The 21680-nt window shown below is 69.7% G+C and carries 26 protein-coding genes and 1 pseudogene; 13 read left to right on the forward strand and 14 right to left on the reverse strand.

Annotated features, from left to right (window positions below):
* The first annotated feature begins 46 nt into the window (after nucleotides 1–46).
* The 4 genes from ACUZ2Y_RS13045 to ACUZ2Y_RS13060 all read left to right on the forward strand — a co-directional run bounded on the left by ACUZ2Y_RS13045 (nucleotide 47) and on the right by ACUZ2Y_RS13060 (nucleotide 1291).
* Complete coding sequence (locus tag ACUZ2Y_RS13045) at nucleotides 47–244, forward strand: hypothetical protein (protein ID WP_476330454.1); 198 nt, start codon at nucleotides 47–49, stop codon at nucleotides 242–244.
* A gap of 21 nt (nucleotides 245–265) precedes the next feature.
* Nucleotides 266–658 carry a PIN domain-containing protein gene (locus ACUZ2Y_RS13050; protein WP_476331764.1) on the forward strand — a complete coding sequence of 131 codons (393 nt, stop codon included), beginning with the start codon at nucleotides 266–268 and terminating at the stop codon, nucleotides 656–658.
* 73 nt (nucleotides 659–731) lie between these two features.
* Entirely contained in the window at nucleotides 732–956 is a 225-nt protein-coding gene (locus tag ACUZ2Y_RS13055) for a hypothetical protein (RefSeq protein WP_476330457.1), read from the forward strand.
* Nucleotides 953–1291 carry a type II toxin-antitoxin system PemK/MazF family toxin gene (locus tag ACUZ2Y_RS13060; protein ID WP_476330459.1) on the forward strand — a complete coding sequence of 113 codons (339 nt, stop codon included), beginning with the start codon at nucleotides 953–955 and terminating at the stop codon, nucleotides 1289–1291. The genes ACUZ2Y_RS13055 and ACUZ2Y_RS13060 overlap by 4 nt, the downstream gene beginning before the upstream one ends.
* Before the next feature lie 147 nt (nucleotides 1292–1438).
* On the opposite strand, the gene ACUZ2Y_RS13065 is transcribed toward ACUZ2Y_RS13060, so the two are convergent.
* From ACUZ2Y_RS13065 to clpS, 6 genes are all read right to left on the reverse strand, one after another.
* A complete protein-coding gene (locus ACUZ2Y_RS13065) occupies nucleotides 1439–2389 on the reverse strand; it encodes a PLP-dependent cysteine synthase family protein (protein WP_476330461.1) in 951 nt (316 codons plus the stop codon).
* Between the two features lie 12 nt (nucleotides 2390–2401).
* Nucleotides 2402–2680, reverse strand: a complete 279-nt coding sequence (locus ACUZ2Y_RS13070) for a MoaD/ThiS family protein (RefSeq protein ID WP_476330463.1) — start codon at nucleotides 2678–2680, stop codon at nucleotides 2402–2404.
* Nucleotides 2681–2756: 76 nt separating this feature from the next.
* Nucleotides 2757–3218: a M67 family metallopeptidase gene (locus ACUZ2Y_RS13075; RefSeq protein WP_476330465.1), complete on the reverse strand. Its 462-nt coding sequence runs from the start codon at nucleotides 3216–3218 to the stop codon at nucleotides 2757–2759.
* A gap of 64 nt (nucleotides 3219–3282) precedes the next feature.
* The gene (locus ACUZ2Y_RS13080) at nucleotides 3283–4233 is read right to left on the reverse strand and encodes a P1 family peptidase (protein ID WP_476330468.1); all 951 of its coding nucleotides are present in this window, start codon (nucleotides 4231–4233) and stop codon (nucleotides 3283–3285) included.
* Entirely contained in the window at nucleotides 4230–4790 is a 561-nt protein-coding gene (locus ACUZ2Y_RS13085; RefSeq protein WP_476330470.1) for a DUF2017 domain-containing protein, read from the reverse strand. Before ACUZ2Y_RS13085 ends, ACUZ2Y_RS13080 begins: the two co-directional genes overlap by 4 nt.
* Nucleotides 4787–5086, reverse strand: a complete 300-nt coding sequence (gene clpS / locus ACUZ2Y_RS13090; RefSeq protein WP_476330473.1) for an ATP-dependent Clp protease adapter ClpS — start codon at nucleotides 5084–5086, stop codon at nucleotides 4787–4789. Before clpS ends, ACUZ2Y_RS13085 begins: the two co-directional genes overlap by 4 nt.
* 118 nt (nucleotides 5087–5204) lie before the next feature.
* On the opposite strand from clpS, the gene ACUZ2Y_RS13095 reads away from it, so the two are divergent.
* Both ACUZ2Y_RS13095 and ACUZ2Y_RS13100 read left to right on the forward strand, forming a co-directional pair.
* On the forward strand, nucleotides 5205–6500 hold the full coding sequence (locus tag ACUZ2Y_RS13095; RefSeq protein ID WP_476330475.1) for a nicotinate phosphoribosyltransferase: 1296 nt from the start codon (nucleotides 5205–5207) through the stop codon (nucleotides 6498–6500).
* Nucleotides 6501–6513: 13 nt separating this feature from the next.
* Nucleotides 6514–7083: an isochorismatase family protein gene (locus tag ACUZ2Y_RS13100; protein ID WP_476330478.1), complete on the forward strand. Its 570-nt coding sequence runs from the start codon at nucleotides 6514–6516 to the stop codon at nucleotides 7081–7083.
* A gap of 9 nt (nucleotides 7084–7092) precedes the next feature.
* Here ACUZ2Y_RS13100 and wecB read toward each other — a convergent pair.
* The 3 genes and pseudogenes from wecB to ACUZ2Y_RS13115 form a co-directional block, all read right to left on the reverse strand.
* Nucleotides 7093–8199: pseudogene (wecB, locus tag ACUZ2Y_RS13105) on the reverse strand (non-hydrolyzing UDP-N-acetylglucosamine 2-epimerase); the annotation flags it as partial.
* A gap of 76 nt (nucleotides 8200–8275) precedes the next feature.
* Nucleotides 8276–8443 (reverse strand): LPXTG cell wall anchor domain-containing protein, encoded by a 168-nt coding sequence (locus ACUZ2Y_RS13110; RefSeq protein WP_476330481.1) that lies wholly within the window; start codon nucleotides 8441–8443, stop codon nucleotides 8276–8278.
* A 17-nt stretch (nucleotides 8444–8460) separates the two neighbouring features.
* On the reverse strand, nucleotides 8461–9216 hold the full coding sequence (locus ACUZ2Y_RS13115) for a choice-of-anchor P family protein (protein ID WP_476330484.1): 756 nt from the start codon (nucleotides 9214–9216) through the stop codon (nucleotides 8461–8463).
* A gap of 297 nt (nucleotides 9217–9513) precedes the next feature.
* Between ACUZ2Y_RS13115 and xrtP the strand changes: the two genes are divergently transcribed.
* From xrtP to ACUZ2Y_RS13140, 5 genes are all read left to right on the forward strand, one after another.
* Complete coding sequence (gene xrtP, locus ACUZ2Y_RS13120) at nucleotides 9514–10068, forward strand: exosortase P (protein ID WP_476330486.1); 555 nt, start codon at nucleotides 9514–9516, stop codon at nucleotides 10066–10068.
* A gap of 44 nt (nucleotides 10069–10112) precedes the next feature.
* A complete protein-coding gene (locus ACUZ2Y_RS13125) occupies nucleotides 10113–11441 on the forward strand; it encodes a glycosyltransferase (protein ID WP_476331767.1) in 1329 nt (442 codons plus the stop codon).
* A gap of 188 nt (nucleotides 11442–11629) precedes the next feature.
* Complete coding sequence (locus tag ACUZ2Y_RS13130) at nucleotides 11630–13660, forward strand: ATP-dependent DNA helicase (protein ID WP_476330488.1); 2031 nt, start codon at nucleotides 11630–11632, stop codon at nucleotides 13658–13660.
* Nucleotides 13661–13688: 28 nt separating this feature from the next.
* The gene (locus tag ACUZ2Y_RS13135) at nucleotides 13689–14012 is read left to right on the forward strand and encodes a hypothetical protein (RefSeq protein ID WP_476330491.1); all 324 of its coding nucleotides are present in this window, start codon (nucleotides 13689–13691) and stop codon (nucleotides 14010–14012) included.
* Nucleotides 14013–14195: 183 nt separating this feature from the next.
* Nucleotides 14196–14444, forward strand: a complete 249-nt coding sequence (locus ACUZ2Y_RS13140; RefSeq protein ID WP_476330494.1) for a hypothetical protein — start codon at nucleotides 14196–14198, stop codon at nucleotides 14442–14444.
* On the opposite strand, the gene ACUZ2Y_RS13145 is transcribed toward ACUZ2Y_RS13140, so the two are convergent.
* Nucleotides 14441–15202: a peptidyl-tRNA hydrolase gene (locus ACUZ2Y_RS13145; protein ID WP_476330497.1), complete on the reverse strand. Its 762-nt coding sequence runs from the start codon at nucleotides 15200–15202 to the stop codon at nucleotides 14441–14443. The genes ACUZ2Y_RS13140 and ACUZ2Y_RS13145 overlap by 4 nt on opposite strands.
* The gene (gene serB, locus ACUZ2Y_RS13150; RefSeq protein WP_476330500.1) at nucleotides 15199–16422 is read right to left on the reverse strand and encodes a phosphoserine phosphatase SerB; all 1224 of its coding nucleotides are present in this window, start codon (nucleotides 16420–16422) and stop codon (nucleotides 15199–15201) included. The genes ACUZ2Y_RS13145 and serB overlap by 4 nt, the downstream gene beginning before the upstream one ends.
* 33 nt (nucleotides 16423–16455) lie before the next feature.
* Here serB and ACUZ2Y_RS13155 point away from each other — a divergent pair, with 33 nt between their 5' ends.
* The gene (locus tag ACUZ2Y_RS13155; RefSeq protein WP_476330503.1) at nucleotides 16456–16599 is read left to right on the forward strand and encodes a hypothetical protein; all 144 of its coding nucleotides are present in this window, start codon (nucleotides 16456–16458) and stop codon (nucleotides 16597–16599) included.
* A gap of 38 nt (nucleotides 16600–16637) precedes the next feature.
* Here ACUZ2Y_RS13155 and ctaD read toward each other — a convergent pair whose 3' ends face one another.
* Both ctaD and ACUZ2Y_RS13165 read right to left on the reverse strand, forming a co-directional pair.
* Entirely contained in the window at nucleotides 16638–18413 is a 1776-nt protein-coding gene (gene ctaD / locus ACUZ2Y_RS13160; RefSeq protein WP_476330506.1) for an aa3-type cytochrome oxidase subunit I, read from the reverse strand.
* Between the two features lie 305 nt (nucleotides 18414–18718).
* Complete coding sequence (locus ACUZ2Y_RS13165) at nucleotides 18719–19966, reverse strand: aldehyde dehydrogenase family protein (RefSeq protein ID WP_476330509.1); 1248 nt, start codon at nucleotides 19964–19966, stop codon at nucleotides 18719–18721.
* 64 nt (nucleotides 19967–20030) lie between these two features.
* On the opposite strand from ACUZ2Y_RS13165, the gene ACUZ2Y_RS13170 reads away from it, so the two are divergent.
* Nucleotides 20031–20786: a class I SAM-dependent methyltransferase gene (locus ACUZ2Y_RS13170; RefSeq protein WP_476330512.1), complete on the forward strand. Its 756-nt coding sequence runs from the start codon at nucleotides 20031–20033 to the stop codon at nucleotides 20784–20786.
* Here ACUZ2Y_RS13170 and ACUZ2Y_RS13175 read toward each other — a convergent pair whose 3' ends face one another.
* Entirely contained in the window at nucleotides 20787–21503 is a 717-nt protein-coding gene (locus tag ACUZ2Y_RS13175) for a M50 family metallopeptidase (protein WP_476330515.1), read from the reverse strand. It abuts the gene before it with no gap.
* Nucleotides 21504–21680: the final 177 nt, after the last annotated feature.

Here is a 21680-nt window from a genome sequence, read left to right on the forward strand (position 1 = left end):
CCGTATGCTGAACCACACCAGCCGCAGCACTCCGGTGGAGGTACTCATGGGCACACCCGATGCCGAATACACCGTGTACCCACCGGTGCGGCCCCGCCTGTCGGTCGACGAGCTACTGGCGGCCAAGAACACCCAGCCGATCCAGTCGTTGGACGACCTCGCGGCGGACACCTTCGAGTCAGACGAGGAACTGGAGGAGTTCATTGCCTTCACCTACTCCGAGCGCCACCACGATGTTGCCTGAGCGGGCGTCGTGTAACCAGTAATCCTCGACACGGATGTCGCATCGCTGACCCACAAGCGCAAGCTCACCGGCCCACTGGCCACGCGGTTGATCGGCAGGCGACCACTGATCACCTTCGTGACCCTTGGCGAACTGACCAAGTGGACCGAGATCCGCCACTGGGGTACCCGGAGCAGGCAGGAACTGGCCGACTGGCTCTCCGGAATCCCGGTCCTCCCTGGTGACGAGCCCGTGGCCGCGATGTGGGGCAGGCTGTCGGCAGCAGGCATCCAGCGCGGCCGTCCGCGCCCGATCAACGACATGCGGATCGCCGCCTGCTGCCTGACCTACGATCTGCCGCTGGCCACGCTCAATCTGAAGGATTACGAAGACTTCAGGACGTACCACGGCCTGCGCATCCTCAACGCCGACTGAGGTTTGGTGAACCAGGCTTCGCGCCTGCGACGCGGAGTGGACAGAACGCAGGAAACGAACGCATACTTGTTGTATGCAGACCAGCATGCGGGTGTCGGTGCACAATCGCGACGCGTTAGCGCGGATCGCGGCGACCGAACTGGGCGGCGTCAGCCTGGACGAAGCGCTGCGGATCGTGTTGTTCGAGCATGCGACGCGCGCTGCCTTGGCCCGGTTGGCTGCGGATCCGGAAGCCGCTGGTGGCTACGCCGATGAGGCCGAAAGCCTTGCCGAGACCGACGTGGCGACCAAGGAGTGACGATTCGAACGCTCGCACCGTGGCAGGTGTGGTGGACCGACTTCAACCCGCAGATCGGCCGTGAGCAGGCCGGGCAGCGCCCCGCCATCGTCGTGGGAACCTCGCTGGCGTGCGAGCTGCCCAACCGGTTGGCGATCGTCCTGCCGTGCACCACCACCGACCGAGGACTGCCGTTCCACCCGGCCATCGACCTGGGTAGGCCGTCCTTCGCGATGTGCGACCAGATCAAATCCGTGAGCGTGGAACGGCTGGTCAGACGCCACCCCGCGCGCCTGCGCGACGACGAGATCGAAACGGTCCGCTTCGCACTCCGCCAGATGATCGACCTGGCCTGACCCGCACTCGCGAGTCGCCCCGCCGGGCAAACGAGTCGCCCCGTCCGGCGAGCGAATTCAACATTCGTGATCGCGAAAGTCGAACTCATTCGCCGGGCGGGGCGACTCGTTTGCCCGGCGGGGCGACTCGCGGGTGGGGTGGGGCGGTCAGGCCCAGAGGTGGCCGTCGAGGCGGTCGGCGGCTTCGTCGAGGGTGCCCGCGTACGCGCCGGTGGACAGGTACTTCCAGCCGGCGTCCGCGACGATGAAGGCCACGTCCGCCGGTTCACCTGTCCCGGCCGCCTTCTCCGCCACGGCCAGCGCCGCGTGCAGGATCGCGCCCGTGGAGATGCCGGCGAAGATGCCTTCGACCTCCAGCAACTGCCTCGTCCGACGCAGTGCGTCATACGATCCGACCGAGTAGCGGCCCGTGAGCACGTCCGGGTCATACAGCTCCGGGACGAAGCCCTCATCGAGGTTGCGCAGGCCGTAGACCAGCTCCCCGTACCGTGGTTCGGCGGCGATCACCTGGATGTCCGGCTTCTGCTCACGCAGGTAGCGGCCCACACCCACCAGCGTCCCGGTGGTGCCCAGGCCCGCGACGAAGTGCGTGATCGTCGGCAGGTCCCGCAGGATCTCCGGGCCCGTGCCCTCGTAGTGCGCACGCGCGTTGTCCGGGTTGCCGTACTGGTAGAGCATCACCCAGTCCGGGTTCTGCTCCGAAATCTCCCGCGCCCGGCGCACGGCTTCGTTCGAGCCGCCCGCCGCCGGGGAGTAGACGATCCGGGCGCCGTAAGCCTGCAGGAGCTGCTTGCGCTCCTCGGAGGTGTTCTCCGGCATGACGCAGACCAGGCCGTAGCCCTTGATCTTGGCGGCCATGGCCAGCGCGATCCCGGTGTTGCCCGAGGTGGGCTCCAGGATCGTGCTGCCCGGGACCAACCTGCCGTCGCGCTCGGCGGACTCGATCATGGCCAGCGCGGGCCGGTCCTTGATCGACCCCGTCGGGTTGCGGTCTTCCAGCTTGGCCCAGAGTCGGACGTTCGGTGTGGGCGCCAGATTCGGCAGCCCGACCAGCGGCGTGTCGCCGAGGGAGGCGATGAGCGAGTCGTACCGGGCCATGGCTGGTGCTCCTTAGCGGGAGCCGCCCGCGACCGCGGGCAGGATGGTCACGTTGTCGCCGTCGGCGACCTTGGCCTCGAGTCCGCCCGCGAAGCGCACGTCCTCGTCGTTGACGTAAATGTTGACGAAGCGGTGCAGCGAACCGTCCTTGACCAGGCGCGCTTTGAGACCGCCGTGCTTGTCCTCGAGGTGGTCGATGATCTCGGCGACGGTCGCGCCCGCGGCGGGCACGGACTTCTCGCCGCCGGTGTGGGTGCGCAGGATGGTGGGGATGGAAACGGTGACGGCCACGTGAAACCTCCGGGTTTGCCTGTTCGATCAGATATGACGTGCGGAGACGCGGCCGGTATTCCGATACCGCGAAAAGTCACAGAGCGCTTGGCTCGGGAATGTCGTCGGGGCCCGTGTGGGCGAACCGGTAGGACTCCACGACCTCGACGGGCTCTTCGGTGATGACGCCGTCGACGATCCGGTACGAACGCAGCTCGTGCTCGTTCGCGTCGCGGGTGGAAACCAGCACGTAGTGCGCGTCCGGCTCGGAGGCGTAGGACACGTCGGTGCGCGACGGATAGGCCTCGGTGGCGGTGTGCGAGTGGTAGATGACCACCGGCACCTCGTCATTGGCGTCCATGTCGCGGTAGAGCTTGAGCAGATCGGCCGAGTCGAACTCGTAGAACGTCGGCGAGCGGGCCGCGTTGAGCATGGGGATGAACCGCTCGGGGCGGTCACTTCCCTCGGGGCCGGCGATGACGCCGCATGCCTCGTCCGGGTGGTCGCGACGGGCATGCGCCACCATCGCGTCCACTAGGTCTCGGCGTATCTGCAACACACGCCCATCCTACGTGGTGGATGGGCCACTCCCAGTCTGTGAGAGTCGGCACGTGACTGGCTTGCTAGGACCAGACCTCCTGGTAAGAGCGCAATTCGCCGACCGTGCGGGCCGCCAGGACACCGTGGACCATCGCCCGGGCGAACACGTCGGCCGCCGCCGCGTAGAGGGCGTCGAGCTCGAACGGGCCCGAGACCGGGCGCGCGCCGGTGGCGGCGGCGAAGACGGTGTCGCCGTCGAACAAGGAATGCGCTGGTCGGACCGCGCGGGCCAGGCCGTCCTGGGCGGCCATCGCGAGCCTGCGGCAGGCCGCCTTGTCGAGCTTGGCGTCGGTGGCGACGACACCGATCGTGGTGTTCAGGTCCGACGCGACGGTCGGCAACTCGGCCGCGCGACCCGGAGAAGCCGGGAACTCGCCGGGCAGACCCAGGTCGGCGGCCCACGGTGTGCCGGTCTTCAGGTCGACGACCTCCCCGCGCGCGTTCACCGCCGCGATAGCCCCCACGGTGAACTCGCCCACACGCACGCTCGCGGTCCCGATGCCGCCCTTGAGCGACCCCGCCCGGGCGCCCGCGCCCGCGCCGACGCAGCCCTGCTCGACCGACGTCGACGCCGCCGCGCAGGCCTCGTACCCGAAGTCCGAGGTCGGCCGGTTGCCCCACGCCCCGCGGGGCAGGTCGAACAGCACGGCGGCGGGCACGATCGGCACCACCTCGTGCGGCGCGGCGCCCACGGGGAAGCCGCGGTTGTGCTCGGCCAGCCAGCGCATCACGCCGTCGGCGGCGACCAGGCCGTACGCGCTGCCGCCGGACAGGCAGACCGCGTCGATCCGGTCGACCAGGTTCTCCGGGGCCAGCAGGTCGGTCTCGCGGGTGCCCGGCGCTCCCCCGCGCCCGTCGACACCGCCGACCGTGCCCTCGGGCAGCAGCACGACCGTGGTGCCGGTGGCCCAGCCGTCGCCGACGCGGTGATGGTGGCCGACGAGGACGCCGGGCACGTCGGTGATCGCGTTCATTCCGCCGACAGGGCCTGGACCAGGGACTCCTGCACCCAGGTCAGCCAGTGGTAGACCGCGAGGTGGGGGCTGCGCGGGTCGTCGTCGGGCAGTTCCTCGGGCATGTCCTCGCTGATGTCGATGGCCGTGCCCAGCGCCAGCCGCACGTCGTTGAGCGCGGAGAGCCAGGCGTCGGCCTGCTCCAGCGACAGCCGGACCCCGCCGCCGAACATCGGGCAGGTGTCGAGCACGACGCCCGCGACGCCGGTCTTGAGGTCGAGCAGCGTCGGCTCGTGGATCGAGCGCAGCGCGGCGGCGGAATCCAGCTCTTCCTTGCTCGGGTTGTCGTCGTCGAGCCGGTGGAAGTCGGGCAGCAGCCGCGAGAGCACCGGGTCGTCCGGGGAGGTGGTCGGGCCGGTGCGGATACCGGTCAGCTCGGCCAGCTCGTCCTGGGGCGTCTCCTCGATGCGCGCCTTGAGCATGTCGTCGATCTGCGACACCAGGCCGCGCAGGACAGCGGCCTCCTGCTTGTCGAGCTCGCCGAAGACCTTGTCACCCTTGCGCTTCCACGGCTTCACGACTGGTGTTCCATCGTCGCCCAGAGCCCGGCCGCGTGCAGTTTCGCCACATCGCCCTCCACCTTCTCCTTGGCGCCGTGGGAGACGATGGCTTTGCCTTCGTGGTGGACGTCGAGCATCAGCTTCGTCGCCTTGTCGCGGTCGTACCCGAACAGCTTCTGGAAGACGTAGGTCACGTACGACATCAGGTTCACCGGATCGTTCCAGACGACCGTCTGCCAGGGCACGTCCTCGGAGACGACAGCGGCGCCTGTCGGGTCGGACTGTGTCTGTTCCATGTCGACGGGGGCGGTCATGGTGTCAATGGTGGCATGTCCGCTTCGCGCGGGTGCGGCGGATCTTCATTCGTTCGGAGTACAACATCACAGATCGCATCCACCCGCGCGAACGTGCCGGGCAATAGGCTTCCCGACCATGGTTGCGACCTCACCGAGCACGGCCCTGCTGACCGACCACTACGAGTTGACCATGCTGGCGGCCGCGCTCGCGGACGGCACGGGCGACCGGACCTGCGTGTTCGAGACCTTCGCCCGGCGGCTGCCCGACGGCAGGCGCTACGGCCTCGTCGGCGGCACCCGGCGGTTCATCGACGCGGTGGCCGATTTCCGCTTCGGCGACGACGAGCTGCGCCACCTGCGGGCGACGAAGGTCGTCGACGAGGCGACCCTGGGCTGGCTGGCCGACTACCGCTTCGCCGGCGACGTGGACGGCTACCCCGAGGGCGAGCTGTACTTCCCCGGCTCGCCGATCCTCACCGTCACCGGCACCTTCGCCGATGCCGTGGTGCTGGAGACGCTGGCCCTGTCGATCCTCAACCACGACAGCGCCATCGTCTCGGCGGGCGCGCGGATGGCGAGCGCGGCCAACGGCAGGCCGATCATCGAGATGGGCTCGCGGCGCACGCACGAGCACGCGGCGGTGTCCTCGGCCCGCGCCGCGTTCCTCGCCGGGTTCTCCACCACGTCCAACCTGGAGGCCGGGCGGACATTCGCGATCCCGACCACGGGGACCTGCGCGCACGCGTTCACCCTGCTGCACGACTCCGAGAAGGCCGCGTTCGAGGCACAGATCGCCGCGCTCGGCCCGGGGACGACGCTGCTGGTCGACACCTACGACATCACCCAGGGCATCGCCACCGCGATCGAGGTCGCGGGCACGGAGCTCGGCGCCATCCGCATCGACTCCGGCGACGTCGGCGTGCTGGCCCGCCAGGCCCGCGAGCAGCTCGATGAGCTTGGGGCGACGCAGACGCGGATCGTGGTGTCCGGCGACCTCGACGAGTACGCCATCGCCGCGCTGCGGGCCGAGCCGGTCGACGCGTACGGCGTGGGCACTTCCCTGGTCACCGGCTCGGGTGCCCCGACCGCGGGCATGGTCTACAAGCTGGTGGAGGTGACGGGTCGCCCCGTCGCCAAGCGCAGCTCGCACAAGGAGTCGCGCGGCGGGCGGAAGCTGGCGCTGCGCAGGCACAAGCCGACGGGCACCGCGCTGGAAGAGGTCGTCTACCTCGCCGAAGGTGAGCAGCCGGAGGCAGGCGAGCACGATCGGCCGCTGCAGATTCCCCTGATGCGGGCTGGACAGCCGGTGGCCGCACTGCCCACGCTGGAGGACAGCAGGCAGCGGGTCCGCCAGGGCCTGGTGAGCCTGCCGTGGGAGGGCTTGAAGCTGTCGGCGGGCGAGCCCGCGATCCCGACCGTCTACATGAACTAGGAGCGAGTCACCGATGACCGAGCGGACCGCGTTGATCGTGGTGGACGTGCAGAACGACTTCTGTGAGGGCGGGTCGCTGCCGGTCGCCGGTGGCGCGGCGGCGGCGGCGGCGATCAGCGCCCACATGGCGTCGGCGGGCTACGACCACATCGTCGCCACCCGGGACTACCACATCGACCCGGGCGCGCACTTCAGCGAGAACCCGGACTTCGTCGACACCTGGCCCGCGCACTGCGTGGCGGGCACGGCGGGCGCGTCGTTCCACCCGGAACTCGACGTCACCGCGGTCGAGGCGGTGTTCTCCAAGGGCGCGCACGCCGCCGCGTACTCCGGTTTCGAGGGCGTCGGACCCGAGGGCCGGTCACTGACGGAGTGGCTGCGGGACAAGGGAGTCTCGAAGGTCGACGTCGTCGGCATCGCGACCGACCACTGCGTGCGCGCCACCGCGGTCGACGCGGCGCGCGACGGGTTCGACACCACGGTGCTGCTCAGCCTCACCGCCGCCGTCTCCCCCGACACCGCGGAAACCGCGCTCGCCACGCTGCGCGCCGCCGACGTCCAGCTGGTCGGCACCCTGGTCTGAGCCGGGCAGCAGCAGCCGCTCCAGCGCCTCGATGACCCGGCGGGCGGCTTTGCCGTCGCCGAAGGGGTTGCGGTCGGCCGGGACGCGCAGGTTCGTGCCGAGGATCCGGTCCGCGCCCGCGAGCAGCGACGCGCGGTCGGTTCCGACGAGCCACGCGCAGCCCGCGCGGACGGCTTCACGCCGCTCGGTCACCTCTCGGGCGACCAGGACGGGGACGCCGAAGCTCGGCGCCTCCTCCTGGATGCCGCCGGAGTCGGTGACGACCAGGGCGGCCAGGCGCAGGGCCCGGACCAGGTCGGGGTAGTCGAGGGGACCCGTGATGGACACCCGCTCGACGCCGCCGAGCGCGGCCCGAACCTGGGCGCCCACGGCGGGATTCGGGTGCGTGGGCAGCACGACCCGGATGTCGGGGTGGCGCTCGACCATGGTGCGGACGGCGCCCAGCACCTCGTCGAGCGGCGCCCCCCAGGACTCGCGGCGGTGCACGGTGACCAGCACCAGCCTGCCACCCGAGGCCGCGAGTTCACGCTCGACCGCGGCCAGGCTGGGATCGAGCGCGGGACGGTCCGCCGCGGCGATGTGCAGCACGGCGTCGACGACGGTGTTGCCGGTGACCACGATGTCCCGCTCGGCCACCGCCTCGGCGCGCAGGGCTGCGGCGGCGTCCTCGGTCGGGGCCAGGTGCAGCGCGGCGATCCGCGCGACCATCTGCCGGTTGCCCTCCTCCGGGAACGGCGCGGCGAGGTCGCCGGTGCGCAGGCCTGCTTCGAGGTGCACCACCGGGATTCCGCGCCAGAACGCGGAAAGCGCGCCCGCGAGGGTCGTCGTGGTGTCGCCTTGGACGATGACGGCCGCCGGGCGGCGGCGGGTGAGCAGCTTGTCGAGGGCGGGCAGCAGTTCGGCCACGAGTTCGGCCTGGGTGCCCGATCCCCGGTTCACGTCCAGGGCTTCGGTGTGGGTCAGACCGAAGGGTTCCAGTGCCTGCTCGACCATCCCGGCATGTTGTCCACTGTGGACGATGACCGGCCGCAGCACGGGGTGGCCGCCCAGCGCGAGAGCGACTGGGGCGGCTTTCACCGCCTCGGGTCGGGTGCCGACGAGGAGCAGGACTTCCACGGTGCCTCCAGCTTGCCGGACAAGGAAAGGAGGGCCCCGGGCGGAAACGAATCCCCGCCCGGGGCCCTGGAGTGGATCAGTCCTTCTTCGCCGTGATGGCTCGACGCCGATGCGAGTGCAGCAGCAACGCGCCGGTGATGAGCAGTGCGATGCCCAGCGCCAACCACCAGCCGATGTCGGCGCCGGTCACCGCGAGTCCCGTACCACCACCGATGACGGCACCTCCGCCTGGAGCTCGGTACACGCTCGGGCCTCCCGCCGCTATCCGGTGACCAGCGAGCGACGCTTGCGGATCACGCTGAAGCCGACCGGGATCGCGACCGCGCCCAGCAGGCCAAGCCCGATCCACAGGCCCGCGCCGGACGCCATCGGGATCGGCGGGGCCGCCGGTCCACAGGTCGCGCTGCTGATGATCACGTCGCCGCTGCCCGCGAGCGCGGTGAGCCTGATGTGGATGGCGTTGACGGTCAGGCTGCCGTCCGGATTGAGGATCTGCTCGTTCAGCGTGATCGACAGCAGCGGCGCGGGCACCGGCCCCGGCGGCACGTTGATCACAGTGTTCGGCGCGGGACTCCCCGTCAAGGTCAGCCCGCCGATGGTGCCGTTGACGATCGTTGTCGTGCCGGTGGTGCCCGCCTGGGTGGCGTCGCAGGTGGCTGTGACCGACTCGGCCGAGCCGGTGATGCCTGCCAGGTTCAGTGCCAGGTTGGCGACCGTGGCCTCGCTGTGCACGGCACCGGTCGCGTCGTCGCGAATGGCTTGACTCGACGCCACCCCTGCGGTGAGCACGTTCGGGATGTTGACGCTTGCCACCTGGGCTGTGGTCGGCCCGTCGGTGTGGGACGGGGCCAAGGGGCCCACGTTGATCGCGGAGCCGCCCAGCAAGGTGAGATTCGCCGAGACGACGAAAGCCGATCCGTCACCAGGAGCGGCCGATGCGGGCAGTGCGCCTGCGAGCAGCGCGGCCGCGGCCAACAGGCCCACCACACCGCCGCGACGCACCATGTGCTTGTGCATCAAATCCTCCGATTTCGTTGGGACTCAAGCTCGTCGCTCGGGCAATAGCCGGAACTCGGGGCAGCGACCAAGCTTGCACCTTCGTATCGGTCACAACGGCGGATTGCGACGACCGAATCAAATGAGTACCCAATCGAGTGACACCACGACCAGATCCGTACCTCATAGTGGAGCCAGTCGTTGCGGCAGTGTGAAGCTGGATCGGAATCACCCGATTCAGGGATGAAGTTCGTTCATAAAAGCGCCGATAATGACCGGACGGGTCGGAGACTCGACGGGCGAGACGGAGGAGTGCGAGTGGCGTTCGCAGGGTCTCTACAGGTTCCGAACACGCCGAGAACCACTGTCGGGCCCCGAATCCTGATCGGTGCGCTCGGCGCTCTTGTTTTGGTGCTGATCGTGATGAACCGCGCCTACCGGACCGGTGAAATGGCGTTGGCGAGTGGAATTCTGAGCTTCGTCACATCGTCGGGTGTCTATCTGGCGCCCCAACGGCAATCGCTCTATTTCGGACTCGGGACCGATCACGCATTCGGCCTGCAAATGAGCCCGGAATGCACCTCGGCATTCCTGGTCCTTCCGCTGCTCGTGGTCGGCGCGGTGATGATCGCGCTCCGCCCGAGCATCGCGGGCCGGGTACTCGGCGCGCTCGCGCTGGCCACGCTCGCGGTGATCCTGGTGAACCAGCTGCGGATCCTGACCCTGGTCGGCCTGATCGACTGGCTGGGCACCGACCGCGGCTACTACTGGGGCCACACCCTGCTCGGGTCGATGGTGAGCATCATCGGCGGCGCGGCCGCCCTGGTGATGTTCGTCTGGCTCGCCACCCGCAAACCCAAGGCGGACCGGTGAACCTCTCCCTGCTGCTGGGACTCACCCAGGCGCTCGCGCTGACCATGAGCGTCGCGTTCGTGACCTACGTGTGCCTCATCGTGGTGCCGTACATGCGGCACAAACCGCTTCCCACGGGCGATCCCGCGCGGCTGGATTGGCACTTCTTCGTGCCCTGCCGCGACGAGGAGTCGGTCATCGCCGGCACGATCGTCTATCTGCGCACCACGTTCCCGCACGCGCACGTCTGGGTCATCGACGACGACTCCGAGGACCACACGGCCGCGGTGGTCACCTCCCTGCGCGGCCCCAAGCACGGCGGTGGCGGCGACAAGAACCTGCACATGGTGCAGCGCAGGCGGCCGCTGGCCAGGACCGGCAAGGGCGACGCGCTCAACTCCGCCTACCGCGCGCTCAAGCACTGGATGGGCAAGCACGCCGACACCGACCGGACGATCATCGTCGTGGTCGACGCCGACGGCAGGCCCGCGGCGAACTGCCTCGAGGTCTGCTCCGCGGGCCACCTCTTCGGCGACGGCCGGGTCGGCGCCGTCCAGGTCGACGTCCGGATGAGCAACCGGGGCACCCCGCCCGCCGCGGGCGGCTACTTCGCCAAGCGCTTCGGCTCGGCGCTGGTTCGCATGCAGGACTTGGAGTTCCGCAGCGCGATCGCCGCGATCCAGCTCTCCCGCGGCCACACCGGAACGATCTCCATGGGCGGCAACGGCCAGTTCACCCGGCTGTCCGCGTTGGACAGCATCGTCGAGGGCCCGGGCCCGTGGCGCGGCGCGCTCTTGGAGGACTTCGAACTCGGCGTGCACCTGCTCACGGTGGGCTGGCACACCGGCTTCACCGTCGACACCCACGTGGACCAGGAGGCGCTCTACAGCCTGCGCCGGTTCCTGACCCAGCGAACCCGCTGGGGCCAGGGCACCATGCAGTGCTCCCGGTACGTCCGGCGCATCTGGGACTCCCGGCACCTGTCCACCCTGGGCGCCGCCGAGATGCTCTATTACCTGGCGCAGCCGTGGATGCAGCTGCTGGGCACCCTGATCTACCCGATTCCATTCGTCCTGCTGGGCTTGCGCGCCACAGAGGACCCGGTGGCGGTGTGGGAGTGGTTCTCCGGCGGCGCTTGGCTGCTGTTCGCCACGTACGGGTCGTTCGGGCTGATGCCGTTCCTCATCTGGGGCCCGATCTACCGCAAGAAGTGCGAACCAGACAAGAGCTTCCTGCGCGGCGTGGCCTATGGGTTCGCCTACGCGCTCTACATCTACACGTTCTACATCACGTCTTGGCGGGCCCTGATCCGGATGATCCGCGGCCACAACGGCTGGACCAAGACTCGGCGCAACACCGAGACGCACACATCGGTGGTCGCGCTGGACCACTAGCGTCTCTGCCAACCTGGCCGCGCTATCCCACCGCCACCCAAGGGGACCGTGACGACACCCGATCACGGCGACCCCAACCGCACCCATTCCACGGCGGGTGACAAAAACCCTGAATCCGGGGAGTCGGTACGGCGTGGCGCTTGGGGGTGAGCTCGGCTTGTCAGTCCACCCCGGTACCGTCTTCGCTTGTGTCGGACACCCTCCCATCGTTGCGTGAGCTGCTCGCCGCCGCGGTCACCGCGGTAGGCGGCGCCGAGCGACCGGGTCAGGTGGAGATGGCCGAAGCCGTCGACGCGTCCATCCGCACCGGCGACCACCTGGCCGTTCAGGCGGGCACGGGCACGGGCAAGTCCCTCGCCTACCTGGTGCCCGCCGTGCGGCACGCGGTGGCCAACGGGAGCACCGTGGTCATCTCCACGGCCACCATCGCCCTGCAGCGCCAGCTCGTCGACCGCGACCTGCCCCGGCTGGCGAAGGCGCTGGCCAAGCCGCTCAAGCGCACGCCGACGTTCGCCATCCTCAAGGGCAGGCGCAACTACCTGTGCCTGCACCGCCTCGACGGCGGGCCGCAGGACGAGCCCGAGGACCAGGCGCTGTTCGACCCGTTCGCCATCTCCCGGCTCGGGCGGGAGGTCACCCGTCTGCGGGAATGGGTCAGCGACACCGAGACCGGCGACCGCGACGAGTTGGTCCCGGGCGTGTCCGAACAGGCCTGGCGGCAGGTGTCGGTGTCGGCGCGGGAGTGCCTCGGCGCGTCGAAGTGTCCGATGGGCACCGACTGCTTCGCCGAGAGGGCGCGCGCGGAAGCCGGTCGGGCCGACATAGTGGTCACCAACCACGCACTGCTCGCCATCGACGCGCTGCAGGGCTACCAGGTGCTGCCCGAACACGACGTGGTGATCGTCGACGAGGCCCACGACCTGGTCGACCGGGTCACCTCGATCGCGACCGGGGAACTGTCCGCCGCCATGGTCTCCATCGCGTCGCGCCGGGTCGGGAGGCTGGTCGAGGAGGACACGGCCGACCGGCTCAACGAGTGCGGCGACGGCCTGGCCATGCTGCTCGAAGACGTCCCCACGGGCCGCCTCGACACGATCCCGGAGCCGCTGCGCGTCACCATCACGGCGATCCGCGACGCCGCCCACCACTGCATGTCGTCGCTGGGCCCCGAGCGCGGCGCCGATGCCGACGTGGTCGCCGCGCGGAAGCTCGCGATGTCGGTCCTCGAGGAGGTCCACGACAACGCCGTGCGCGTCCTGGAGGCCTTCGACACCGACGACGCCCACCGCCGCGACGTCGTCTGGATCACCGGGGACTACGGCTCGAACACCCCGCGCCCGCCGACGCTGAAGGTCGCGCCGCTGGGCGTGGCCGGGCTGCTGCGGGAGAAGCTGTTCGGCGAGAACACCACCATCCTCACCTCGGCGACGTTGACCCTGGGCGGCAGCTTCGACGCACTCGCCCGGCAGTGGGGGCTGCCCGGGCAGAGCGCGGGCGAGAAGGTCGACGGCATGGCGTCGGACAAGGAGGTCACCCCCGACTCGATCCGCTGGACCGGGATCGACGTCGGCTCCCCGTTCGACCACGCCCGCAGCGGCATCCTCTACACCGCCCGCCACCTGCCCCCACCCGGCCGCGACGGCCTGCCCGAGGCGTACCTCGCGGAGCTGAAGTCGCTCGTCGAGGCCGCGGGTGGGCGCACCCTGGGGCTGTTCTCGTCGATGCGCGCGGCCAAGAACGCCGCCGCCGAACTGCGCGAGCGGACCGACATCGAAATCCTGTGCCAGGGCGACGATTCGACGTCGCTGCTGGTCAAGAAGTTCGCGGAGAACCCGCAGACGTGTCTGTTTGGGACACTGTCGCTGTGGCAGGGCGTCGACGTCCCCGGCCCGTCATTGTCGCTTGTGGTCATGGACCGCATCCCGTTCCCCCGCCCGGACGACCCGCTCGCCTCGGCCCGCCAGCGCGCGGTGGAGGCCAGGGGCGGCAACGGTTTCCTCTCCGTCGCCGCCACCCACGCGGCGCTGCTCCTCGCCCAGGGCGCGGGCAGGCTCCTGCGGTCCATGGACGACCGCGGCGTCGTCGCCATCCTCGACCCGCGTCTCGCGACCGCGCGCTACGGCGGCTTCCTGCGGGCGTCCCTCCCCCCGTTCTGGCCCACGACCGATGCCGAGGTCGTCCGGGCCGCGCTGCGCAGACTCGACGACGCGGCGAACTAGAATTCCCTTTTCCACCTTCGGAGGTCGCGTGTCAGGCAATCCCGGCGATGCAGGAATCACCGTCGACAACGACGGCGTGCGCAGGCACCTCGCCGACGGCACCGAGGAAGCCGTGTCCTGGTCGGAGCTGGCGGAGGTCGCGATCCGGACCACGCCGGAAGGACCGTGGAAAGAGGACGTCTTCTTCCTGCTGATGCGCGCCGGCGGTGGCGGCTGCGCTGTGCCCGCCGGCGACCCGGCCGCGGACGACCTGATGAGCCGCCTGCAGTCCATGCCAGGCTTCGACAACGACGCCTTCATCGAGGCCATGACGACCACAGAGGACGGTCTGTTCGTCGTCTGGCAGCGCTGAACTCAGGGGCACGGCAGGTCGAACTCCGGGTCCCGCAGCCACGCCCGACCCCGACCATGGGACACCAACGGCCGCGAAGAGGCGGGGTGGAGAACCCGACAACCGCGCACCATCGCGTCTCGTGGACTGCGGTGATCTTCGGGTCGGCGGCGCCGGCGGGCGCTCACTTTGCCGATCCTCGGGATGCTGATGGGCTCCGACAGCTGCCGCTCCCGGGCCGACATGCCGATCTGCGACCCGAGGAACCAAACCCTGGTGCTCCTGTTGTCGACGGCCGCGACGGCGACCGGGTTGCTGCTGATCGCCATCGGCGGCGGCATCGCCGTCCGACACCGCCGAACGACCATCCCATGGCAGATCGCAGCCTGGCTCCTGCTCCTCACAGCCTTGATGGTCGCGTGCGCCATCCTCACAGCGGGGCCGAACGGTTAGCGATCGAGCCACTGCGCCAGGATGGTCACCGTTCCGGGTGCAACCTCAGTGAACCCGGCATCCCGCACGGCCAAGACTCCCCGGTCTTTCCATGCATGATCCGGTGAATCCCCTGGATGCAACGCTTCCCACGCCTCTTTCGACGGTGTCCGCACCGCGCACCGAAAGACTTGGGCCTGCCAGCTTTCCAACGCCGCCAGTTCCAGCAGCGCCGCCAGCAACATCGTCGCGTGCCCGACCTGGGCCGCCGCCTTCCCCGCCGTCATCGGCACCGAAGGGTTGCACCACAACACCGGCACACCAGCCGCAGCCGGGCCAGGTTCGTCGGGTGGCAAATCGCTGCCCGAGATCTGCAGTTTCGACACCTGCCGCGGCACCTCGACGACAAGCCCAGGCACCAAAGCCCGAGCCTGAGCGCCCTCAACATCGACAGTCACCCCGGGAAGTGCCTGCACCGCCTCCCACTGCGCTCCCCTGGCCCGCCGCGACACCTTGCGGATTCGGCCGCGGACCCAGGCGTCGACGTCGTCGTGCCATGGCCCGTCCTGCGCGGCCTGAGGATCCAGACACACCGCCACCGCCGCCGCTGCCGCCGCCTCCAGCAGCGGGGTGCGGGCAGGCGCTTCCCGGTCGATCCGCAGGATCACCGGCATCGCCCGCACGTGCTCCGGGTCCTCGTCGGCGGTGTCGCGGGTGGCTGAGGCGGGCAGCCCCAGCCACGAGGCATACCGGGCGGCGAGTGGGTTGAGGACGGTCACAGCCGCTCCGGGTCCAAACCGTCGGCGAGGTCGGCCGCCTCGACCTCGGCGCGGGTGACGCCCAGGACGAAGAGCACGACGTCGAGGTAGGGGTGGGACAGGGCGGTGTCGGCGATCTCGCGCAACGCCGGTTTCGCGTTGAAGGCGATCCCCAGACCCGCGGTCGCCAGCATGTCGATGTCGTTGGCGCCGTCGCCGACCGCGACGCACTGGGCCAGCGGCACCCCGAAGGACTCCGCGAACCGACGCAGGGCCACGGCCTTGCCTTGGCGGTCGACCACCTCACCGACCACCCGGCCGGTGAGCAGGCCGTCGACGATCTCGAGTTCGTTGGCGGCGGCGAAGTCGAGGTCCAGGTCGTCCACCAGGCGGTCGATGACCGCGCTGAACCCGCCCGACACCACGCCGCAGCGGAATCCGAGGCGCTTGAGGGTGCGGATGGTCGTGCGCGCCCCCGGCGTCAGCTCCAGGTCCTTGGCCACCTCGTCGAGGACCGACGCGGGCAGGCCCCTGAGGTGGCTGACCCGGTGGTGCAGCGACTCGGTGAAGTCGAGTTCGCCGCGCATGGCCGCCTCGGTGACCGCGCGGACCTGCTCCTCGGCGCCCGCCTTGGCGGCGAGCATCTCGATGACCTCGCCCTGGATCAGGGTCGAGTCGACGTCGAACACGATGAGCCGCTTCGCCCGGCGGGCCAGCTGGTCGCGTTCGACGGCGACGTCGAGGCCCACCCGGACCGAGACGTCCGCGAGCGCCTCACGCAGCCGCGCGTCGGCCTCCGGGGTGTCCTGCGCGACGGAAACGTGCAGCTCAAGACCGGTGACCGGGTAGTCGGCCACCCGGCGGATGGCGTCGATGTTCACGCCGAGAGCGGCCAGCCGGCGGGCGACCTCGGTGAACGCGCGCGCGGTCACCGGCCTGCCCAGGACCACCAGCACGTGCGACGAACCCTGGCGCGCGCCCGAGGTCGGGTCGGCGCCGACCTCGACCTCGACCCGCATCGACACCGTCGCCATGGCCTGCTCGACGGCCTCCTGGAGACCCTCGGGGTCGTGTGTGGTGTCGACCAGCACGCCGAGCACGAGCTGGCCGCGGATGACCACCTGCTCGACGTCGATGATCTCCACACCGTGCCGGGTGAGGACGGCGAACAGGATCGAGGAGACACCCGGCTTGTCCGGGCCGTTCACCGTGATCAGAACAGGGGTATTGGGGCTTGCCACCACGATCCTCGTAACTCCGCGCGGACGCGGACGGTGAGACGTTTCGGCGGCGCCGTTGCCGCGGCGGGAAATCACATGTTACCCACCCGCGAGTTCAACGTTCAGCACAATGAGATCCACATTCAGAACATCGAGACCAACGTTGCGCGGGCGGCAATGCTGAAATCGATGTTCTGAATGTGGATCTCATTGTGCTGAACGTTGAACTCGCGTAGTCAGTTGGGCTTCAGCGGGTCGTTCTTGTCGATCTCCGGCGGGTTCATCGCCGCGGCAAGCTCCTGGGACGGCGCCGGGATGGCGTGCCCGCTCTTGTCGTGGCCGATGTTCCGCTCGGCTTCGATGCGCTCCAGCATGTGCGGGTAGTGCAGGTCGAAGGCGGGCCGCTCGGAGCGGATCCTGGGCAGCTCGGTGAAGTTGTGCCGCGGCGGCGGGGAGCTGGTGGCCCACTCCAGGGAGTTGCCGTAGCCCCATGGGTCGTCCGCGGTGGTGATCTCACCGAAGCGGTAGGACTTGAAGACGTTCCAGATGAACGGAAGCGTCGACGCGCCGAGTACGTAGGCGCCGAGGGTCGAGATCATGTTCAGCGTCGTGAACCCGTCGCTGGCCAGGTAGTCGGCGTAGCGGCGCGGCATGCCCTCGTTGCCCAGCCAGTGCTGGACGAGGAACGTGCCGTGGAAGCCGAGGAACGTCAGCCAGAAGTGCAGCTTGCCCAGCGGCTCGTCCATGTACCGGCCGGTGATCTTCGGGAACCAGAAGTAGATGCCCGCGAAGGTCGCGAACACGATGGTCCCGTAGAGCACGTAGTGGAAGTGGGCGACAACGAAGTACGTGTCGGACACGTGGAAGTCGATCGCCGGGGCCGCGAGCAGCACGCCGGTGAGGCCACCGAAAAGGAACGTCACCAGGAAGCCGACGCTGAACAGCATCGGTGTCTCGAAGGTGAGCTGCCCCTTCCACATCGTGCCGATCCAGTTGAAGAACTTCACACCGGTCGGGACCGCGATGAGGAACGTCATGAACGAGAAGAACGGCAGCAGGACCGCGCCGGTCGCGTACATGTGGTGCGCCCACACCGTCATCGACAGCGCCGCGATACCCAGCGTCGCGTAGATGAGGGTGCGGTAGCCGAACAGCGGCTTGCGGCTGAAGACCGGGAAGATCTCGGACACGATGCCGAAGAACGGCAAGGCGACGATGTAGACCTCGGGGTGGCCGAAGAACCAGAACAGGTGCTGCCAGAGGATCACGCCACCGTTGGCCGGGTCGAACACGTGGGCCCCGAGCTGGCGGTCGGCGAGCAGGCCGAGCAGCGCGGCGGTGAGGATCGGGAACGCGAGCAGGGTCAGGATGCTGGTGATCAGGATGTTCCACACGAAGATGGGCATCCGGAACATGGTCATACCGGGCGCGCGGAGGCAGACCACGGTGGTGAGCATGTTGACCGCGCCGAGGATGGTGCCGAGACCGGCGACCACCAAGCCGGTGATCCACAGGTCCGCTCCCACGCCCGGGGAGTGGATCTTGTCCGACAGCGGGGTGTAGGCGAACCAGCCGAAGTCGGCGGCGCCACCCGGCGTGAGGAAGCCTGCCATCACGATCAGGCCGCCGAAGAGGTACAGCCAGTACGAGAAGGCGTTGAGCCTCGGGAACGCCACGTCCGGCGAGCCGATCTGCAGCGGCAGCACGAAGTTCGCGAAGCCGAAGAGGATCGGGGTCGCGTACAGCAGCAGCATGATCGTGCCGTGCATGGTGAAGAGCTGGTTGTACTGCTCCTGCGACAGGAACTGCTGTCCAGGGATGGCGAGCTCACTGCGAATCAGCATCGCCATCGCCCCGCCCACCATGAAGAAGGCGAACGAGGTGACCAGGTACATGATGCCGATTTGCTTGTGGTCCGTCGTGCTGAACAACCGCAGCAGGTACGAACCCTTGAGCGTCTCGCGGGCCGGATACGGCCGCGTCGCGATCGGCTGCGGGGCTACTGCAGTCACTCCTGCCTCCTGCGTGCCTCGAGGTGTGAACATGGGTGAGTTCGCCTGGGCGGCGGTTACTCGGGAGGAATCCTAGCCCTCACCTGAGGGCATGGCGCGCCTGGGTTGGGCCCCTGTGACGTGGTACTCGCCACGTGACGTGCTCCCCGATTCGCATGCCGGGGCTTCCAACGCGGCGGTGCCGCGGATGGGGCTTCCTGCTTCTACACCCAACGCCTCCTGGGAGGGAGGACTGACACGGGCTCCACTGGCGTTTAGCCTCTCCGCACTCCGCCAGCCGCGGCGAACGCGTCACAGGCGGTGACTCAGGCCGGGACGACGGCGAACTGGCGCAGCACGAGGTCGGTGAAGGTGACCGGGCCGCGCGGGCCGGGCACCCGGTCGAGGTTGATCCCGGTCTCGGGGACCCCGCGCAGCTTGAAGCCGTCGAGCAGGCGGGTCGGCGCGTTCCAGAACACGCCGGTGCCGGTGTAGCCCGCCATGAACCGGGTCGCCGCCGCCTTGTCCTCGGTGACGATGCCCGCGGCCAGGCCGGAGGTCTCCTCGTTGGCCACGCGGACCGCGTCGGCGAGGCTGTCGACCGGGGCGATGGTGACGGTGGCCTCGCGGTCGGAGTCCAGGGCCCACTCGTAGCCGATGGCGTGGTCGTGCGGGGGCAGCGACGGCTCGACGCCCGCCTTGTCGAGCGCGGCCCGGATGCCGGGCAGCGCCGCGTCGTAGACGTCGCGGTGGACCAGGAGCAGGTTGAGGCGGTTGCACACACCGAGGCGGTCGAGGCTGCGGGTGATGAGGTCCTCGGCGAACGCGGCGTCGGCTTTGACGTCGTAGTAGAGGACGCCGCCGCCGTCGGCGTGGGCCAGGGTCCGCACCCCGTGGGCCGCCGCGCGGCGGTCGAGTTCGCGGGTGGTCTCGCCGCTGCCGCGCACGATGACCAGCGGGATCAGGTGCGGCAGCTCGACCAACGCGCCCGCGGCGGCGCGGTCGGCGGTGGGCACCAGCTGGATGACGTCGGGGTCGATGTTCGCGTCGGACAGGCCGGGGGCGATGACCTCGTCGAGCAGGGCCGTGGCCGAGCGCAGGGCGGCGGAGCCGGTGCGCAGAACGCCGGCGTTGCGGGACTTCACCAGCTGCGAGGCGACGTCGACGGTGACGTTCGGGCGGGCCTCGTAGTTGGCGCCGATGACGCCGACCGGCCTGCGCAGCTCGATCAGCCGCAGGCCGCCGTCGAGGTCACGCACGGGGGTCTCGCGCGCGGGATGCGGCACCGAGGCGAGCAGTCGAAGCTGCTCCGCCATGTCCTCCAGGCGCTCCTCGGTGATGCGCAGCCGGTCGAGGAGGCCACCGCTCATCCCCGCCGCCACGGCGGCGGCGACGTCCTCGGCGTTCGCGGCGAGGATCTTGGCCCGCGCCGAGGAGAGCCGGGCGGCCATCTCGCCGATCGCCGCGTCGACCGCTTCGTCGGAGGCGCCCGCCAGGTCTGGCGCGGCGAGCTTCGCCTTCGACGCGCACCTGGCGACGATCTCGCCGATGGCTTCGGGGGTCTGCTCGCTCACTGTGGATCCCTTCGTCGGCTGCGTTCAAAGTGTGCCTCATCGGCTGATCTGCTCGGATGGTGCGGTGACCACGCACGCCAAGCTGCTCGACCTGCTGGCCGAGCCGCCCGCAGCGCCCGACTTCAGCGCCGGGTACCTGAACCTGCTCGGAGCCGAGGTGCAGGCCGGTCCTCCGACCGGGCTCGTGCAGCGGCTGATGCGCACCAACCTGGTGCCGATGGTCTACGAGCGCTGGTGGCGACCCGCGCTCGGCCGGGTGATCAAGGGCCCGACCGGCCCGAGCATGGCCGAGGAGCACGACATCGCGGTGCGGCTGCTGCGCCTCAAGCCGGGTGGGGTGGCGCTGGACGTGGCCTGCGGGACGGGTGGGTTCACCCGGCGCTTCGGGGTTCAGGTCGGCCCGACCGGGCTGGCCGTGGGCCTGGACGCGTCCGCGCCGATGTTGGAGCGGGCGGCCGCCGCGACCCCGGCGGGCAGCCCGGTCGAGTACCTGCGGGCGGACGCGGTGCGCCCGCCGCTGCGCGAGAGTGTGGTCGACGCGGTGTGCTGCTTCGCCGCGCTGCACATGTTCGCCGAGCCCACGGTGGCCCTCACGTCGTTCGCGCGGGTGCTCAAGTCGGGTGGGCGGCTCGCGCTGCTGACCTCGGCGCGCGAGTCGTGGGAGCCCGCGCGGACCGTGCAGACGGCGATGGGATGGGCCTCCGGGCAGCGGATGTTCGCCCGCGACGAGGTGCGGAACCTGCTCACCGAGCGCGGGTTCACCGACATCGAGGTCCGCTTCGCGGGCGCCACGCAGTTCGTCGGGGCGACCGCGACCTGATCAGGGGATCAGCAGCCAGCCCGCCGCGACGAACAGCGCGCCGAAGTTGATCAGGACGAACGAGCCGACCCAGAAGAGCCCGGGTGCGCCGGTCAGCCGGGCCAGCTGGTCGGCGTCGGAGTCCCGGGCCTGCCCGCGCCTGCGCTTGCTCTGCAGTTCCATGATCGGGCGGACGCCCCCGAGGAGCAGGAACCAGGTGATGAGGTAGGCGAACCCGGCCTGGATCTCGTCGGTGGCGAACCAGGAGACACCGAACAGGATCGCGCCCGTGGTCACCACGGACAGCACGCCGTAGACGTTGCGGATCATGACCAGCACCGCGAACAGCAGCACCGCGCACGTGACCAGCAGCGCGGATACGCGATCCGCGCCCAGGAGAGCGGCGAACCCGAGTCCGAGCAGCGACGGCGCGACGTAGCCCGCGAGCGCGGTGCACACCATCCCCGGGCCGTGTGGCCGCCCGCGCGACACCGTCACACCCGAGGTGTCGGAGTGCAGGCGGATGCCGGCGAGCCGCCTGCCCGCGAGCACGGCCACCAGGGCGTGTCCGGCCTCGTGGACGATGGTGATCACGTTGCGCGCGGGGCGCCAGAGCACGTTGGTCAGCACGACCGCGATCGCGAGGCCCGCGGTCACGAGGATCATCGTCGCGGGCGGGCGCCACTGGTCGCCGAAGATCTGCTGCCAGAGATCAGGAGTGGACTGCACACCGTTCATTAAATCTCAGTGATGCTTCCTGCTTCGCTGACCGTTGCTCCGGCGGAGTCTGACATGGCCTCCACAGGCGTTTCGTCTCTCCGGGGAATTTCCGGCGAGGTAACCCGGTCATCCCGTGTCGGCGGGGGTGGGGCAGGTTTTGGAGCTGGGGAACCAGCGACCGACAAAAGGCTGCCT

The sequence above is a fragment of the Actinokineospora sp. UV203 genome, assembly GCF_056323665.1.

What these genes read in the sequence shown, in the direction of transcription:
- ACUZ2Y_RS13045 (WP_476330454.1), top strand. Translation starts at nt 47, where the DNA reads ATGGGCACACCCGATGCCGAATACACCGTGTACCCACCGGTGCGGCCC.
- ACUZ2Y_RS13055 (WP_476330457.1), top strand. Translation starts at nt 732, where the DNA reads ATGCAGACCAGCATGCGGGTGTCGGTGCACAATCGCGACGCGTTAGCG.
- ACUZ2Y_RS13065 (WP_476330461.1), bottom strand. Translation starts at nt 2,389, where the DNA reads ATGGCCCGGTACGACTCGCTCATCGCCTCCCTCGGCGACACGCCGCTG.
- ACUZ2Y_RS13080 (WP_476330468.1), bottom strand. Translation starts at nt 4,233, where the DNA reads ATGAACGCGATCACCGACGTGCCCGGCGTCCTCGTCGGCCACCATCAC.
- clpS (WP_476330473.1), bottom strand. Translation starts at nt 5,086, where the DNA reads ATGACCGCCCCCGTCGACATGGAACAGACACAGTCCGACCCGACAGGC.
- ACUZ2Y_RS13095 (WP_476330475.1), top strand. Translation starts at nt 5,205, where the DNA reads ATGGTTGCGACCTCACCGAGCACGGCCCTGCTGACCGACCACTACGAG.
- ACUZ2Y_RS13100 (WP_476330478.1), top strand. Translation starts at nt 6,514, where the DNA reads ATGACCGAGCGGACCGCGTTGATCGTGGTGGACGTGCAGAACGACTTC.
- ACUZ2Y_RS13115 (WP_476330484.1), bottom strand. Translation starts at nt 9,216, where the DNA reads ATGCACAAGCACATGGTGCGTCGCGGCGGTGTGGTGGGCCTGTTGGCC.
- ACUZ2Y_RS13125 (WP_476331767.1), top strand. Translation starts at nt 10,113, where the DNA reads ATGAGCGTCGCGTTCGTGACCTACGTGTGCCTCATCGTGGTGCCGTAC.
- ACUZ2Y_RS13140 (WP_476330494.1), top strand. Translation starts at nt 14,196, where the DNA reads ATGCTGATGGGCTCCGACAGCTGCCGCTCCCGGGCCGACATGCCGATC.
- ACUZ2Y_RS13175 (WP_476330515.1), bottom strand. Translation starts at nt 21,503, where the DNA reads ATGAACGGTGTGCAGTCCACTCCTGATCTCTGGCAGCAGATCTTCGGC.